A 15,858-nucleotide genomic window follows, 5' to 3' on the forward strand; every position below is an offset into this window, starting at 1 on the left:
TCTCCGCAGCCGGACAAAAGCAAGAAACAGGTCAAAAAGAACAAAAAGAACGGTCAGAGAAGCAAAAAAATGAGAGAGGCGGGAAGCCAACCGTCAGCCTGCCAACCGCAAGCATAAACGACCAGCCGAGAGGTCGCTTCGACACCACCGGGCGCCGCACCAAAAACAAGAACGCGGCGCGCGGGCACGCGCAACCAGGAGAACACTTCAGTGGACCATAACGGATCGACCCGTTTCCCGTCCGGGCCATTGGCCCCCAGACCTGTCGCCTCAGGACCGCCTTTTGCCCCGTATCGTCGCCGCACCCTGCCGGTGCCGCGCCTCGCGGCGGGTTCGCAGCCCGGCCGCCTGTTCGGACCGGCACGCCGCTGATGCGGCCGATGCCATCCATCTGACACGACAACGGACGAAAGAACGGCCGGACCGGCCGCGGGAGCCCCGGACAAGGGGCATGCCCGGCGCGGCGGTACCGGCCCAGCCTTCGAGAGGGACGATATGACTGGTAACACACGGACGCGGAACAAGAAGCTCCTGGCCTGGGTCGAGGAGATCGCCCTGAAATGCAAGCCGGAGCGCGTTCACTGGTGCGACGGTTCGCAGGAGGAATATGACCGCCTCTGCAACGAGATGGTCGAGGCCGGCACCTTCATCCGCCTGAACGAGGCCAAGCGCCAGAACTCCTTCCTCTGCCGCTCCGATCCGGGCGACGTCGCCCGTGTCGAGGACAGCACCTACATCTGCTCGAAGACGCGCGAGGAGGCCGGTCCAACCAACAACTGGATGGACCCGGCCGAGATGAAGGCCAAGCTGGACGGCCTGTTCGAGGGCTGCATGCGCGGCCGCACGATGTATGTGGTGCCGTTCAGCATGGGCCCGCTGGGCTCCGACATCTCGCACATCGGCGTGCAGATCTCCGACAGCCCCTATGTGGCGGTCAACATGCGGATGATGACCCGCATGGGCCAGAAGGTGCTGGACATCCTGGGCGACGGCGACTTCGTTCCCTGCCTGCATTCGATCGGCGCCCCGCTGGAGCCCGGCCAGCCGGACGTGGCCTGGCCCTGCAACGCCGACAACAAGTACATCGTCCATTTCCCCGACGAGCACCGCATCGTCTCCTACGGCTCCGGCTATGGCGGCAACGCGCTCTTGGGCAAGAAGTGCTTCGCGCTGCGCATCGCGTCCGCCATGGGCCGCGAGCAGGGCTGGCTGGCCGAGCACATGCTGATCCTCGGCGTGGAAAGCCCGGCCGGCGAGAAGACCTATGTCGGCGCCGCCTTCCCGTCGGCCTGCGGCAAGACCAACTTCGCCATGCTGGTCCCGCCGAAGGAGTTCGAGGGCTGGAAGGTCCGCACCATCGGCGACGACATCGCCTGGATCAAGCCGCAGCCCGACGGCACGCTGCGCGCCATCAACCCGGAGGCCGGCTTCTTCGGCGTCGCCCCCGGCACCAGCGTGAAGTCGAACCCGAACGCGCTGAAGACGCTGGACCACAACGTCATCTTCACCAACGTCGCGCTGACCGACGACGGCGACGTCTGGTGGGAAGGCCTGACCGACGAGGCGCCGGCGCACCTGATCGACTGGCAGGGCAAGGACTGGACGCCGGGTTCCGGCCGTCCGGCCGCCCACCCGAACAGCCGCTTCACCGCCCCGGCGGCGCAGTGCCCGTCGATCGACCCGGCCTGGGAGGATCCGGCCGGCGTTCCGATCAGCGCCTTCATCTTCGGCGGCCGGCTGTCGAAGACCTTCCCGCTGGTGTTCGAGGCCTACAACTGGCGCGAAGGCGTCTATTGGGCGGCGACCATGGGTTCGGAGGCCACCGCCGCCGCCGTCGGCCAGGCCGCCATCCGCCGCGACCCGTTCGCCATGCTGCCCTTCTGCGGCTACAACATGGCCGACTACTGGAACCACTGGCTGTCGATGGAAGGCAAGGTCGAAAGCCTGCCGCGCATCTACCGCGTCAACTGGTTCCGCAAGGACGAGAACGGCAAGTTCGTCTGGCCGGGCTTCGGCGACAACATGCGCGTGCTGAAGTGGATCGTCGACCGCGTCCGCGGCCGCGCCACCGACGTGGCGGAATCGCCCTTCGGCTATTCCCCGCGCTACCAGGATCTGAACTGGTCCGGCCTGACCTTCCCGGCCGACAAGTTCGCCAAGATCATGGACATCGACCGCAAGGAGGCCGAGGCCGAGGCGAAGGACCAGGAAGAGCTGTTCAACCGCTTCGGCGACCGCCTGCCCGAGGAGATCGAGCAGCAGCGTGTCAACGTCCTGAAGCGGCTGGAGAACAGCCCGGACGTCTGGCGCATCGGCTGACCGTCCAGAGCGGTTCGCAGGTAAGGCCCATCGGTCAGGTAAGGCCCATCGGTCAAGTAAGGATAGGGGCTGCCGCAAGGCGGCCCCTTTTCCGTTCGGCGTTGTCCGCTTGTGGCGAAGATGAACCGGAATTCATCCGGAATTGCCCGATGGACCGCCAATGCGACGGGCGTCGCCGGCCCTGTCCAGTCATTGCAAGGCGGCCGCTTCCTTACCTGCGGTCTTCGCCTTTCGGTGATTTAACCGGATTGTCAAAATAATCAGGCATAAAGTCGCCCGCGCCGGAATGTGCATGCGGGGAGGGCGACATCATGGCCGATCATCAGTTTCCACCGGAGGACGGTGACGAGTCCGCGGAGCCGACTTTCCCATCCACCAATCACGATGCCGCCGATCAGGCGTCCAAGCGGCAGCCCTGCGCCATCAGCGGCAAGCGCCGGCCGAAGCGCGACCTGATCGCGCTCGACGCGCTGCGCCCCAGCCTGGCCGACCGCATCCGCCACGACCACCCGCATCTGGAGCATGACGCGCAGATCAGCCGGCAGGAGCTGGCGCGCTACCGTTCGCTCTATGTCGCCGAGCTGCTGAAGGAGGAGCATGGCGAACTCAGCGAGCTGGACCGCGAGGTCGCCGAAAGCCTCGCCCGGCACGAGACGCTGGCCGAGAACCCGGAGGAGGAATATGACGACCACCGCACGCTGGGCGAACGGCTGTCGGACGGCCTCGCCACCTTCGGCGGCAGTTGGGCCTTCCTGATCTCCTTCGCCTTCTTCCTCGGCGTGTGGATGCTGATCAACATCGTCGAGGGCGATGCGCGCGCCTTCGATCCCTATCCCTTCATCCTGCTGAACCTGCTGCTGTCCTGTCTGGCCGCCATCCAGGCGCCGGTCATCATGATGAGCCAGAAGCGGCAGGAGGCGAAGGACCGGCTGCGCTCCGAAAACGACTACCGGGTCAACCTGAAGGCAGAGCTGGAAATCCGGCACCTGCACGAGAAGATGGACTATCTGATCCAGCGCCAGTGGCAGCGGCTGACCGAAATCCAGCAGCTGCAGCTGGAAATCATGCAGGAAAAGCGCCTGCGGAGATAAGCGCCCTCCGGCTGGACGGCCGGAGCGTCAGCGCTTGCGCCGACCGTCCAGCTCCAGCATGCCGCGCAGCGCGGCGATGGTCTTGCTGAGCGGCGTCGGCTCGCCGACGGGCTTGCCGGACAGGTCCTCTTCCGGCGGCGCCACCTCCGGTGCCTGGACGCTTTGCTGACGGACGGCATCTGGCGCGGCCGGTCCGCCGCGGGACTGGCGCGGCTTGCCGGCACGGGGCTTCGGCTGAACCGGCGGAGGCGCCGAGGGAGATGCCGGGGGAGATGCCGGCGGGTCGGCGTTCACCTCGTCCTCGATCAGCCCGCGCAGGGCCTTCATCGCCTCCTCGATCTCGCGCTCCTGGGCCGAGCGGCGCCCGGCAGGGGCCGCGTCGGGGGAGGCGGTCTCCGCGACGGGCGGCTCCGGCGCCGGGTCGGGATCGCCCCAGCCGGCCGGCAGCGACCAACCATCGTCGTCGTCATCGTCCCGGCCGGCCGGCGGCTCGTCCTCCTCCTCGCGGGGAAGAGGCTTGTCCACCGGCTTCACCGCGGACCTGTCGGCCGTCTGGCCGGCGCCGCGCGGCGTCCTGCGCGGCGGGGGCGGCGTGGGCGGGGGCAGGGGCGCGGCGTCCTCCTCCGTCTCGCTCGCCGCATCCTCTATCATCGACCGCAGGGCGGCCAGGGTGCGGTCGAAGCCTTCCTCGTCCTCCGGCGGCGGCGGGCGCAGGGCGCGGCGTTCGGCGCGGTGCTGGTCGAAGTCGAGTGGCTCGGCGGCCGGCGCCGGCACGGGTTTGGCGGGACGGGAGGCTGTGGCGGGCTTTTCCGGGTCGCGGATGGCGAAGGACAGGATGTCCTCCTCCGATGGTTCCTCGCCGTCCGGCTCGCCGTCGTCGAACCCGTCCTCGCGGTCGTCATCCTCCGCGTCCGCCGCCCAGGGGTCGGCATCGCCATCGGTATCGCTATCGGCCCACTCGTCCTCGAAATCCCGGCGCACCAGAACCTTGTGCGAGAAGGCCGGCGGTTCGTCGTCATCAGGGCCGGAGGCAGGCCCGTTGCCACCATTCAAACCGCCCCTCAAACCACCGCTGAAGCTGTCGCCGGCGAAATCGTCGGCAGGCCGCCGGTCAGCGGCGTTCGCAGCACGGCCGGCGGGAGGCTGCGGCATGGCGCCGTTCCGCCCGTCCTCCTGCTCACCCTCCTGATCCTCGTCGAACTCGTCATCCGACCCATAGGCCTGCGCCAGCAGTTGGCGCATCGCCATCAGCGTCTCGTCGTCGCCATCCTCATCATCATCGACATCGTCCGGAGCGCCCGCAGGAGCCGGTTCCGGCAACGCGTCGTTGGCCGGGAACCTGGTCGGACCCCTGGAATCGCCCGCAGCCGGTTCCTCCTCCGGATCGTCGTCCCACTTGTCGTCCCACTCGTCGGGCGGCGAACTGCGGCCAAGCCGGGCCGCCATGTCGGCGAGGGACACCGGCTCCCACAACGGTTCGGCCTCGCCGTCTCCCGGCCCGTCGGCCACGAGATCGGACAGCGGACGCTCCGACAGGGGCTTGGCGCGAGCGGGGGGAGGCGGGGGAGCGGGCGGATCCCTGTCCACGGCCCTGTCCGGACCATTGTCTCCCCGCAACGAGGCGAGCAGCCCGTTCAGCGCCGCCAGCGGCGCGTCGAAGGACGGCTCGTCAGCGGCGGGGGCAGCGGTGGGGGCCGCCGGAACGGCCAGGATCGGCCGGCTTTCGGTGTCGCGGGAATCGCAGCGCGAGCAGCGGTAATGCGGCGCGATCGACAGAACCGGGTAATTGGGGCCGAAGCGCCGCTCCAGCATGGCACGGGGCAGCACGCCGCCATGTCCGCAGGCGCGGCAGCGCAGTTGCACGTCGGCGTCGATGTCGCGGAGGAACAGCATACGGGCCATGCCGCGCAGTATAGCGGCGGCCCCGCAGCTTTCCCAATCGTTTCAATCCGCAATCCGTCGGTGCTGACGGCTTGCCGCAGCGGCGGCGTTGGCAGACGGAAGCGGGGTGGACGGCGCCCGGGCGGCAGTCGCCCTTGCGGCCGTCGTTCCGGGCGCCGTCCACATAACGCTCAGACCGCGCGGGTGACGGTCAGTCCCTGCTCGGACAGGCTTTCAAAGACGTCCTTGAACTTCCGCAGGTAACGGGTGCGGTAGGCGTCGAAATCGGCGGCGATGGCCGCCTCGGCATTCTGGGACTTCTCGAATTCGGACACACGGTGGGCATTCTCGGCGCGATAGAGCGCGAAAGCGCCCTTCGTCACCAGATCGTTGCCGGTCAGGTCCGCGTTCTTCGGTTTGTCGCTGTTCATCAATCCATGTCCAGGTGCAGTGGACATCCGGCCACCGGAGCCGGATGATCGGCAATGGCGGCGGCACAACCCTGCGGCCGTACCGGTTCGTCGCAGCCATTGCAAAAAGCCTACGCCCGCTTTTCCACACCCGCAATGCTGCGACGCACCATCAAGCCACCACCCCACGCAGGGCCGCCATGCGGTCCCGGTCGACACGGATGCGGTCGAGATGCTGGGCGATCACCGCGGTGATCGGCAGCGGAAGCTCCTTCGCCATCGCCTCGTCATAGCGGCGCAGGCATTCGCTTTCGCCGCGCTCGACCTCGGTGATGATGGCGGCCCGGTCATGGCCGAGCACGGTGGATTTCAGTTCCAGGAAGAAGCGGTGCGCGCCGCCCAGCATGGTGCCGCCCATGTCCGGCGCCCCGCCCTGTTCGGCGACCAGCCGCTGAATCTCGCGCACGATGGCGCCGCGCTGGGCGGCGAGATCGTTGAACAGGGCCTTCAGATCCCCGTCCTCGGCGGTTTCGGCGGCCTGCCGATAGCCTTCATGGCTGTCCTCGACGATGCGGATCAGCTCGTTCAGCGTATCGACGATCTCGTCCTTTTCCATGACGGCAAGCCCTCCCATGCGTCCCCTACGGTGCCACAACCAATGCGCAGGGCTGAATGTTCCCGCCAGCCACCGGGAGCACTCCGGGAGAGACAGGCGGGGAGAGACACGCCAAGGGAGACAAGGCGGGCAGGCGAACGAGGACGCCTTATGCCGCCACTTGGCCGGAGGGGTTGCGTGCAGGGAACGGACGGCCGCGGAATATCCCAGCCCGCCACAAGCCAATGCAATGACCGGACAGGCCCATCGCGTCGGACACCAGCCCGAAGACAGAGCCGGCCAGCATATTGTGTCCCGACCCGACCAGGGTCGCCAGGATGAAGAACAGGCGCATCCGCCCGACCTCGCTCTGCCAGCGGCCGAGCGTGGCCAGCAGGAAGCCGGTCGCCGACAGCGCCGACATCGGCCCCTGCCAGCTCAGCGCCGCCACCGCCAGCGCCGCCGGAACGGTCAACCCATAGAGAAGGCCGAGCGCCCGACCGGGGTGCCGGCGCACGCGCACCGCCATCTGGATCAATCCCAGCCCGCACATCAGCATGCCGGTCTGGGCGCCCAGCAACAGGAAGTGAAGCAGGAAGAGGGAGGAGGCCGTCGCCTGCGCCAGCAGGATCGCCCGCCGGCCGCCGAGCAGCGTCGACAGGGTGGCCGCCGACAGTCCGGCGATGCCGGTTGCCGCAACCGGCGACAGCGTGACGGACTGGGAGGTCAGGGTCGGAAGATAATCCAGCAGAAATGCCGTCATGGAACGCCTTCGCACGAAGAACATGCCGCAGTGCAGCGAAGGCGGCGGACGCTAGTCCCGGACGGTTAACCAGATATGAACATCGATGTGACCGGAAACAGACCAAAAGACGACCGGCTGGCAACCACCGAAAGTTGGGAAGCGCAATCATGTGTCTCCCGTCGTCAAAGCCGGTGATTATTGTGTGTCCTCTGCCCCGGCGCCCTGTGATGGAAATGGTTTTGAAAGATTGCACAGGTGCGGGCCCGGCGATTTCGGGTTGGATCCTGTCCATCCTTGTCGTTGGCAAAGCGGACTGAGGACGGCATTCTCGCCCCGTCACGGCGGCATCGTTATCGACGGCCTCGTTTTCGGAGGATTCGTTGCGAGGGTCGCCGGACCGGGATCGGGGGATCATCCGCAATCAGGGCGAACGCAATCAGGGCGAACCGGGGGAACCACCATGGCGCTGTATGGACGGCATCCCGCCTCATTGGGCTGGGAACCGAAACCGAAGTCGACCAAGACCGGTGCATCGCGCGCGCATGGTGGCCGTGCCGGCCGCAACGGGCCGCTGTGCTGTTGCTGCGGCAGGCCGATCCGTGCCGGCGACCCCCATTGGGCCGGGCATGGCGACCAGAACCCTTGGCATTACGCCTGCGCCGAGCGTGCCGGCCTTACATGGTCATGGGCGGGCCGTCCGGCCGAACCGTCGCTTCCGGCCGCTGAACTGGACTGACCGCACCGGCGGCCAGCCCCGCCTGTGCCTCCTCGCGCCCGCGCCGGTAGGCCTCGCGTTCGGCCTCGACGATGGCGTCGGCCAAACGCCGTTCGAATTCGCGCTCGACAAGGGCGGAGAACAGGTCGATGCGGAAGCGCGCCTGCAACGAGCGGCTCAGCCTGCGGGCTCTTTCGATCGGCGGCATCGGCGGTTCCCTTCTCGCTGCTGAACGGTATCGCCCAGCTTCAGAGATCGGGGCTCTCCGAGCAATTGCGCCATCGGCGAACCGCCCACGCAAAAGAGAGCGCCCATCCGCACCCATCGGTGCGAACCGCCCGTCTTTGAAATTCAAATTTTCAGGAACTGAAGCGGCCCAAGGCCGGATGCCATGCAGCCGGCATGGCGTTTGGAGCGGGTGAAGGGAATCGAACCCTCGTCGTAAGCTTGGGAAGCTTCTGCTCTACCATTGAGCTACACCCGCGCGCCCGCTGTTTATAGGCGAGTGCCGCATCGGATACAAGAGCGGAATCAAGCACTCGCGGCGGTGGGAGCGGGGGCCGGAGACGTGGCTTCTTTCGCCGGGGCGGGGACGGACGGACGGCCGGAAATGGCGCAGGCGACGCCGTCGGAAATCACCCGATGGCAATGCTCGGCCAGCGCCTTGCGGCTGCTGAAGCCGTCGATGGTCACCGGCGGGTGGAACTCCACCTCCACCGTCATGCCGCCCAGGCGGAAGGCCTGCCACAGGTGCGGCGCCAGATCCATGTCGCCGTACCACGCATAGAAGGGGCGGAAGGCGAAGCCCATCGGGATGCCGTCCAGGCGGGTGGCGGCGACGCTGACCGGCTGCACCGTCAGCGGACGGCCGTCGATGCGGCGGGCGGCGACCGCGAACAGGGCGGTCTTGAAGGGCAGGGTGCGGTTGCCGTCGCTGGAGGTGCCCTCCGGGAACAGGATCAGGCTGTCGCCGGCATCCAGACGGCTGCCGATGTCGTCGCGCTGCTTGTCGACCGAGGCGCGGGCCTTGCGTTCCACGAACACCGTGCGCTGAAGCCGGGCCAGCAGCCCGAAGAAGGGCCAGCTCCCAACCTCCGACTTGGCGATGAAGGAGCCGGGAATCTGCGACCCCAGCGCCGTGATGTCCAAATAGGAGGAGTGGTTGGACACGAACAGCACCGGCCCGTCGGCCACCCGCTGGCCGCGCACCACCACATCCAGCCCCATCACACGGGCACAGACGCCGTGATAGAAGGCCGGCAATGTGCTGCGCAGCCGCCAGCCGCGCGCCACCGCCAGGGCTTGCAGCGGGATCAGCAGCAGCGTCCACAGCAAATAGATCGTCAGGCGCAGGGCGCCGCGGCCGGAGGAGCCCAGGGCGCGGGCGGTGCGGGTCATGATGGCCTCAGCCGGTTTGGCTGTCGCGGCTGCGACGCTCGTAATGCTTGGCGTACTTGTCGGTGATCAGATCGCTCTTCACCACGATGCAGACGTCGGTGGTGTTGAACTGATGGTCGATCACGGCACCGTCGCCGATGAAACCGCCCAGCCGCAGATACCCTTTGATCAGCGGCGGCAGGATGTTCAGCGCGCGGCGCGGATCGATCTGGTCCTTGGGCATGCGGTTCAGCGAGACGAAGCGTTCCGGCAAGGCCGTCGCCCGCAGCTCCGCCGGGGCGAGATGGTGATGGTAGAGGTAGGACAGCGGCTCCGCCAGCGCATCCGGATCGGTGCCGGGCAGGCTGGCGCAGCCGAACATCAGGGCGATGTCGTGCTGGAACACATAGGCGGCGATGCCCTGCCACAGCAGCTGCATGCTGCCGCGGGACCGATAGCCGGCATCGACACAGGAGCGCCCCAGCTCCAGCACCTCGCCGGGATAGCTGGCGAGGCGGCCGATGTCGTATTCGTCGCTGGAATAGAAGCGGCCGACCTTCTCGGCGGCGGGGCGGCGGATCAGCCGGTAGGTTCCGACCACCATGTCGGGGCCGTTGCCGCGGGCGTGGTCGATGACCAGCAGATGGTCGGCCACACCGTCGTAATCGTCGAAATCGCGGGACCGGGCCTGCATCGCCGGAGAGGGGACCGCCGCCATCTCTTCATAGAAGACACGGTAGCGCAGCGCCTGCGCCCAATCGATCTCCTCCGCCGAGCGGGCCAGCCGCACCTCCAGTGTGCCCAGGCGAATACCGTCCGCCAGCTTCTCGCCGCCGACACCGGAGGCATCGGGTGCGGACGCCTCGCGCCGCTCCGGGCTAGTCCGGGTCATGCCCGGCTGGTCCAAGCTTGCATCAGCCATGTCGAGGGTCCGCTGCGATGATGGTTCGGGACTATGCGCTGCGCCTCCCTGCCTGACGCCGCCGGACTGTAACGGCCGGGCCACAGCGGCTGGGTCGGGACGACAGAGTCGCGCGCGCCACAAGGCATAACACGATCCGCCGGTTGCCGGTCAACCGACATCGTAGCCGACAGCGCGGCACGCGGTCAGCCGGCACCCTTGGCCGGCAGCGGATCGGCCTGCGTGATTTTGCAGTTGTGGAGTCTGGAGCGCCGGAGAGCAGGTCGGCGCCGATGCCCTGCCGGACGGACCACCCGCAGCGAAGGCGGGATGGACGGGCGCGGAAGGGAAGGGGAGGGGGCGGAAAAGGGCGGCGGCGCCGGCACGGCACCGGTCCGCCCTGCGGGACCCCCAACCCTCAGGCGCCGCGGCGGGCGCGGGTACCGAGACCGATCTGCTTGGCCAGCGAGCTGCGCTGGCGGGCGTAGTTCGGCGCGACCATCGGGTAGTCGGCCGGCAGGCCCCAGCGGTCACGGTATTCTTCTGGTGTCATATTGTACGCCGTCTTGAGATGGCGCTTCAGCATCTTCAGCTTCTTGCCGTCTTCCAGGCACACAATATAGTCCGGCGTGACCGACTTCTTGATCGGCACGGCAGGCTGCGGACGCTCTTCCGCCACCACCGGTTCGGTGCCGACATTGGCCAGCGACTTGTAGACCTGTTCGATCAGAGTCGGAAGATCGGTCAGTGCGACTGTATTGTTTGAGACATGCGCCGCCACGATCTCCGTGGTCAGAGACAACAGCGCGTTGGAAGGGGACCCGTTGCTCATGTAAGCTTGCTCCGCGGCATTCGTACCTCACCATATAAAGAGGTTTCCTGCATCGTGCAATATCCATCCTTTGGAACAAAGAGGAATCGGTGACCGAAAAAATCTCCACAGACTTGTTTCTCGACATCACCTCGCAGGTTTGTCCGTTAACCTTCGTCAAGACCAAGTTGATGGTGGAGCGGATGGACGCGGGGCAGACCCTCGAAGTCCGGCTGAATGCCGGTGAACCCTTGGAAAACGTTCCACGATCCTTGATCGAGTTGGGTCACAGCATTCTCTCTGTCCACCCCGAACGAATGGATGAGCCCGACGGCGTCCATCGCCTGATCGTGCAGAAAAATTAACCCCTATGCCCCGTCAAGATTGCGGCGCAGAACAAGTGCCGCGACCCGTCCATCCGGTCGTTTGTAGTATCCGGGGCGACGCCCGACCGAAAAAAAGCCGCTGGCCTTGTATAGACTCGAAGCTGCCGGGTTATCCTCGGCTACTTCAAGAAACAATGCAGTCGCGCCCAGGTCCTGCGATCCGCTGACCGCAGCCTCCACCAGCAGGCGGCCGATGCCGCCGCGGCGGGCCTGCGGCAGCACGCCGATGGCGAGGATCTCCGCATCCTCCGCCGCGACCCGGGCCATCACGAAACCGAGCGGCCGGTCCCGGTCGTCGAGGGCGATGGTGGCGAAGCCGGCCGGCGGGACGATCAGGGTGGCGACCGACGCCTCGTCCCAGGGATCGTCCGGGAAGCAGGCCTGCTGCAGGGCCGCCACCACACCGGCCTCCAGCAGGCCGGCGGGGTGGAGGCGGACGGCAGCGGTCATGCCGCGGCTCCGCCCGGTACGGCTTTGCTCCCCGGCTTGGCTGCCGCGGTCTTCGGTTCCGCGGTCTTAGGCCCCCCCGTCTTAGGCAGGGTGACGTCGGGCGGGCGGAGATAGAAGGGGTCGACCGGCAGGCCGGTGGGGCGGACGGCCCCGAGCGCCGCCACCACGGCGGCATCCGGCAGCCCGTCGCCGGACGCCAGCGCCAGATCGCCACGCCCGGCCAGCAGCGGCGCCAGCACCGCCGCCGCGTCGCCGGCCAGCAGCAGCGGGCCGGACGGGTACAGCCCGTCGAGCCAGCCGGGGATCGCCGCCGGATCGGGCATCGCCGGATCGCCGACGGGGGCGAGCGCCGCGTCGTAGAGCTGAAGGAAGGGTTCCGCCCGCCGGCTGTCGACGGCAACCAGCAGGAACCGGCCGGCACGCTCGGCGACCGGCACGCCATGGGCGATGGCGTCGAAGCTGGTGATGCCGATCACCGGCAGGTCCCGGGCGACGGCGATGCCGCGCGCGGCGGCCAGCGCGATGCGCAGCCCGGTGAAGGCGCCCGGCCCGACGGTGACGGCGATGCGGTCGAGGTCGGCGAAACCGGCGCCGGCGTCGGCCAGCACCTCCTGCGCCAGCGGCACCAGCACTTCAGCCTGCCCACGCGCCATCGGCGGGCTGCGCCGGACGGTCACCCGCGCACCGTCATCCTGACCGGCCGTTCCGTCCCACACTGCCGCCGAACAGCCCGACGTGGCCGTATCCAGACCCAGAACCTTCATCACCCCACCTTCCCTGCCGCCGCGACCCGCGGACGGCCCGTTCATGATACGCAAGCCAGACTGCCACGGATTTCCTCACCGTGCGGCATCATCCCGAAATGGGGCCGGCCGTCATGGCACGCCGCCATGCGAATGGCAGACCCGCGACCATGGCAGACGGCGCCGCGGCCATGCTACAGGACGATCATCTTTCTCATATGCCGACGGTTGCCCTGTTCATGCTGACCGAGATCACGCCTCCGGCCTTCGACATCGACCTGGAGCTTCTCTACGCCACCGCCGACAATCTGTCGGGCGTGCCGATCTACCGCTCGGCGGTGTGCATGCTGCACCCCGACGCGGCCCGCAGGCTCGCCGACGCCATCCGGCTGGCCCGCGGCATCGGCTGCCGGCTGCGGGTGTACGATGCCTTCCGCCCGGCGGAGGCGCAATGGAGGCTTTGGCACGCCTTCCCCGATCCCACCTATATCGCCGACCCGCGGCTGGGGTCCAACCACACCCGCGGCGTGGCGATCGACCTGACGCTGGTGGATGCCGCCGGCGTGCCGCTGGACATGGGCACCGGGTTCGACGCGATGACCGAGCGGTCGCACCATGGCCGCAGCGACCTGACCGCCGACCAGCAGCGCAACCGTGCCCTGCTGCTGGGCGTGATGGTGGGGGCGGGGTGGGAGCATTACCCCTCGGAATGGTGGCACTACCAGCTGCCGGATGCCGAACGCTACCCGCTGCTGACCGACGCCGCGGCCGGCGGCCGGCTGATGTAGGCACAGGGGCGGCCGGTACCGGCCCGAACCCATCTACCTAACCCCATCTGCCGAAGCTCATTTGCCCCGGCTCATTTCTACGTGTGCTACGCCTGAGGCGTTCCATTGTTGCACGCGCGCACCGCATCTCTGCTCTCCGCAGGAAAGCGGCGGACGGCGCTTGTTCGCAGGACGGGGACTGTGGCACATCATTTGCGTTGGGGCGGAGGTCGCCCCAATCAGCCTTTTCCGCAAGGGCGCCATGCCGTTCCGTCGTGCCGTCTCGGTAGTCGCCGCCGCCGCGCTGTCCATCTGGACCGCGTTCGTGCCGGTGTCCCGGCCCGCCGCCGCCGAAGCCGCCTCTCCGCAGGGCGCCAGCGCGGTGGTGTTCGCCTATGACCGCTTCGGCGAGGACCAGAACCCGTCGATCAGCATCCGCATCGACCAGTTCGAGGCCCATCTGGACGAGCTGACCGACGGCGACTACACCGTCCTGCCCCTGCCGAAGATCCTGGACGCCCTGCGCACCGGCAAGCCGCTGCCCGACCGCACCGTGGCGATCACCATCGACGAGGCCAGCCGCTCCGCCTTCACCGAGGCGTGGCCGCGGCTGAAGGCGGCCAATCTGCCCTTCACCCTGTTCGTCGCCACCGATGCGGTGGACCGCGGCTCCCCCGCCCACATGACCTGGGGCGAAATCCGCCAGCTGGCGGCGGCCGGCGTCACCATCGGGGCGCTCGGCACCTCCACCCAGTCGATGCTGGCGCGCAGCCCCGACCAGCTCGCCGCCGACCTGCGCCGGATGTCCGACCGCTTCCAGGCGGAGCTGGGGCGGCGCCCGGCGGTCCTGGCCTATCCGCAGGGAGAATATTCGCTGGCGGTGCGGCAGATGGTGATCGACCAGGGCTTCACCGCCGCCTTCGGCCAGCAGTCGGGGGTCCTGCACCCGCAGGCCGATCCCTGGAGCCTGCCGCGCTTCGTCATGAACGAGACCTATGGCAGCGCCGACCGGTTCGAGCTGGCGGCCAACGCGCTGCCGCTGCCGGTGTCGGACCTGACGCCCGACGACCCGCTGGTCACCGTCAACCCGCCGCCGCTGGGCTTCACCATCGCCGACGGGGTGGGCGACAGCTCCAAGCTGGCCTGCTTCGCCACCGGCCAGGGCCGCACCGCGCTGGAACGCATCGCCGAGGACCGGGTGGAGGTCCGCATCCGCGATCCCTTCCCGCCCGGCCGGGCGCGCGTCAACTGCACGCTGCCGGCCGCCGACGGCCGCTGGCGCTGGCTGGGCGTGCAGTTCCTGATCCCGGAATAACCGGCCGGACCGGCGCTTCCCGGCGCATTTCCGACCGCGTCAATCGGGCATTGGCGGCCGGTTCCGCCACGCCTATGGTGCCGGTTCCGGCGGGCCGTCGCGTGGCGCGCTGCGGTTTCCAGAAATGGGCGTTTTCACAAGCGGGCGATTTTTCGGGAGCGGGCCATGGCCGACGACACCTATTCAGCAAGCGGGCCTGGGGGCGCGCAGGGCTCCGACATCGGCTGGGCCGACACGGTGCGGTTCCGGCTGCCGGCCGGCTGGGCCGTCGATGTGGAGGAGCATGAAGGGCAGCCGGTCGGCACCTTCCGGCCGCCGCCGCCGGCCGCGGGCGTCCTGCGGCTGGTGACCGACCGGGTGGTGCCGCGGCCGGACTCCGGCGGCACCGCCGCAACCTTGCAGGAAATGGCTCTGCGCTTTGTCCGGCCGCAGGACCAGCGGGCAGGGGACCGGACCGTGGACAGCCGGTCCGACGGCGCCGTGATCGCCCAGGCGATGATGCGGACGGAAGAGGACGGCCGGGCGGAGACCCATTATCTGTGGCTGGTCGGTGCGGAGCGCGCCGATGCGGCAGGGTCCGTCGCCGCGGTCGCCATGTTCAGCTTCGCGCTGCCCGACCTGATGGATGGCGACGAATCCTGCGCCGAGATGCTGGGCCGGATCGACGACGCCATCCGCAATGCGGAGATTTTGTGAGGCGGCAGGTTTTGTGAGACGGACGACATCCGCCTCTTCGGGACAGGGTTACCGCAACGCCGTCATGGGGGGAACGCCGGTCAGCAGTGGCCGGCGCCGGTGGCCATCAGCGCCTTCATGCGGAGCGCATGCGGGTCGTGGGCGACGGCGGCCTCTTCGGCCGCAAGGGCGGCGAGGCTGAGGAAGCGCACCAGATCGTCCAGATCGCATCGCGTGGCATCGCTCATCAGGCTGTCGAGGCAGGACTTGATGGCCAGGGCCACGTCGCGTCGTTCGTCCATCATCGCGCTTCCCTTTCACACCTGTGTGACCAGCATCGCAATTGAACCGCATGGCCCGGCGGCGGCAGCGGCAGCATTGCCGGCCCCTTCCCTTGCGGTCATCCCCAATGGGTAAACGAGATAGCATATTCCTTTTGGGGTTTCACTATTAGATTCTCCAAAACTTGAATAATCATAGCAACTGCGAATTGATTGCACACAGCTTTGCACGCGGTTGCTTGTTAATGAAAGGTTAACTTCCTTGACTAGTTCATGAGCTAAGGATTTATCTCTTGTAACACCTGTGACGATTTGAATCATCGCGCTTGAATATCGGGATACTCGTCCTTGCGTACTTGAATACACCGGTATTCTATTGCCAGGAGCAATAGGACG

General features: G+C 67.7%; 18 protein-coding genes and 1 tRNA gene. 6 read left to right on the forward strand and 13 right to left on the reverse strand.

Features of this window, described 5'->3' with window-relative positions; genetic code table 11:
* Window positions 1–495 precede the first annotated feature (495 nt).
* Complete coding sequence (locus TSH64_RS06140; protein WP_109095992.1) at window positions 496–2,319, forward strand: phosphoenolpyruvate carboxykinase (GTP); 1,824 nt, start codon at window positions 496–498, stop codon at window positions 2,317–2,319.
* 311 nt (window positions 2,320–2,630) lie between these two features.
* Window positions 2,631–3,410 (forward strand): DUF1003 domain-containing protein, encoded by a 780-nt coding sequence (locus tag TSH64_RS06145; protein ID WP_109095993.1) that lies wholly within the window; start codon window positions 2,631–2,633, stop codon window positions 3,408–3,410.
* Between the two features lie 27 nt (window positions 3,411–3,437).
* On the opposite strand, the gene TSH64_RS06150 is transcribed toward TSH64_RS06145, so the two are convergent.
* The 9 genes from TSH64_RS06150 to TSH64_RS06190 form a co-directional block, all read right to left on the reverse strand.
* On the reverse strand, window positions 3,438–5,303 hold the full coding sequence (locus TSH64_RS06150) for a hypothetical protein (protein ID WP_146207995.1): 1,866 nt from the start codon (window positions 5,301–5,303) through the stop codon (window positions 3,438–3,440).
* Window positions 5,304–5,482: 179 nt separating this feature from the next.
* Window positions 5,483–5,722: a hypothetical protein gene (locus TSH64_RS06155; protein WP_109095995.1), complete on the reverse strand. Its 240-nt coding sequence runs from the start codon at window positions 5,720–5,722 to the stop codon at window positions 5,483–5,485.
* Between the two features lie 151 nt (window positions 5,723–5,873).
* Entirely contained in the window at window positions 5,874–6,317 is a 444-nt protein-coding gene (locus tag TSH64_RS06160) for a PA2169 family four-helix-bundle protein (protein WP_109095996.1), read from the reverse strand.
* A gap of 148 nt (window positions 6,318–6,465) precedes the next feature.
* A complete protein-coding gene (locus tag TSH64_RS06165; protein ID WP_158285353.1) occupies window positions 6,466–7,059 on the reverse strand; it encodes a YgjV family protein in 594 nt (197 codons plus the stop codon).
* Window positions 7,060–7,715: 656 nt separating this feature from the next.
* Window positions 7,716–7,964 (reverse strand): hypothetical protein, encoded by a 249-nt coding sequence (locus TSH64_RS06170; protein ID WP_109095998.1) that lies wholly within the window; start codon window positions 7,962–7,964, stop codon window positions 7,716–7,718.
* Window positions 7,965–8,166: 202 nt separating this feature from the next.
* A tRNA-Gly gene (locus TSH64_RS06175) sits at window positions 8,167–8,240 on the reverse strand.
* Window positions 8,241–8,287: 47 nt separating this feature from the next.
* Entirely contained in the window at window positions 8,288–9,154 is an 867-nt protein-coding gene (locus TSH64_RS06180; RefSeq protein WP_109095999.1) for a lysophospholipid acyltransferase family protein, read from the reverse strand.
* A 7-nt stretch (window positions 9,155–9,161) separates the two neighbouring features.
* Window positions 9,162–10,055, reverse strand: a complete 894-nt coding sequence (locus tag TSH64_RS06185; protein ID WP_109096000.1) for a GNAT family N-acyltransferase — start codon at window positions 10,053–10,055, stop codon at window positions 9,162–9,164.
* Between the two features lie 397 nt (window positions 10,056–10,452).
* Window positions 10,453–10,866 carry a MucR family transcriptional regulator gene (locus TSH64_RS06190; RefSeq protein ID WP_014249126.1) on the reverse strand — a complete coding sequence of 138 codons (414 nt, stop codon included), beginning with the start codon at window positions 10,864–10,866 and terminating at the stop codon, window positions 10,453–10,455.
* 89 nt (window positions 10,867–10,955) lie between these two features.
* Between TSH64_RS06190 and TSH64_RS06195 the strand changes: the two genes are divergently transcribed.
* Entirely contained in the window at window positions 10,956–11,210 is a 255-nt protein-coding gene (locus TSH64_RS06195; RefSeq protein ID WP_098740857.1) for a sulfurtransferase TusA family protein, read from the forward strand.
* A gap of 3 nt (window positions 11,211–11,213) precedes the next feature.
* Here TSH64_RS06195 and TSH64_RS06200 read toward each other — a convergent pair whose 3' ends face one another.
* Both TSH64_RS06200 and tsaB read right to left on the reverse strand, forming a co-directional pair.
* Window positions 11,214–11,681, reverse strand: coding sequence for a GNAT family N-acetyltransferase (locus TSH64_RS06200; protein ID WP_109096001.1), 468 nt, complete (start codon window positions 11,679–11,681; stop codon window positions 11,214–11,216).
* Window positions 11,678–12,445: a tRNA (adenosine(37)-N6)-threonylcarbamoyltransferase complex dimerization subunit type 1 TsaB gene (tsaB, locus tag TSH64_RS06205; protein ID WP_109096002.1), complete on the reverse strand. Its 768-nt coding sequence runs from the start codon at window positions 12,443–12,445 to the stop codon at window positions 11,678–11,680. Before tsaB ends, TSH64_RS06200 begins: the two co-directional genes overlap by 4 nt.
* A 197-nt stretch (window positions 12,446–12,642) precedes the next feature.
* Here tsaB and ddpX point away from each other — a divergent pair, with 197 nt between their 5' ends.
* The 3 genes from ddpX (at window position 12,643) to TSH64_RS06220 (ending at window position 15,202) form a co-directional block, all read left to right on the forward strand.
* Complete coding sequence (gene ddpX, locus TSH64_RS06210; RefSeq protein WP_247872784.1) at window positions 12,643–13,212, forward strand: D-alanyl-D-alanine dipeptidase; 570 nt, start codon at window positions 12,643–12,645, stop codon at window positions 13,210–13,212.
* Between the two features lie 241 nt (window positions 13,213–13,453).
* Window positions 13,454–14,506 (forward strand): polysaccharide deacetylase family protein, encoded by a 1,053-nt coding sequence (locus TSH64_RS06215; protein WP_109096003.1) that lies wholly within the window; start codon window positions 13,454–13,456, stop codon window positions 14,504–14,506.
* A gap of 165 nt (window positions 14,507–14,671) precedes the next feature.
* Window positions 14,672–15,202, forward strand: coding sequence for a hypothetical protein (locus TSH64_RS06220; RefSeq protein WP_109096004.1), 531 nt, complete (start codon window positions 14,672–14,674; stop codon window positions 15,200–15,202).
* Between the two features lie 80 nt (window positions 15,203–15,282).
* On the opposite strand, the gene TSH64_RS06225 is transcribed toward TSH64_RS06220, so the two are convergent.
* Window positions 15,283–15,486, reverse strand: coding sequence for a hypothetical protein (locus TSH64_RS06225; RefSeq protein WP_098740861.1), 204 nt, complete (start codon window positions 15,484–15,486; stop codon window positions 15,283–15,285).
* A gap of 12 nt (window positions 15,487–15,498) precedes the next feature.
* Complete coding sequence (locus TSH64_RS35255; protein ID WP_146207996.1) at window positions 15,499–15,783, reverse strand: hypothetical protein; 285 nt, start codon at window positions 15,781–15,783, stop codon at window positions 15,499–15,501.
* Window positions 15,784–15,858: the final 75 nt, after the last annotated feature.

This window comes from Azospirillum sp. TSH64 (assembly GCF_003116035.1).
Classification (GTDB): Bacteria; Pseudomonadota; Alphaproteobacteria; order Azospirillales; family Azospirillaceae; genus Azospirillum.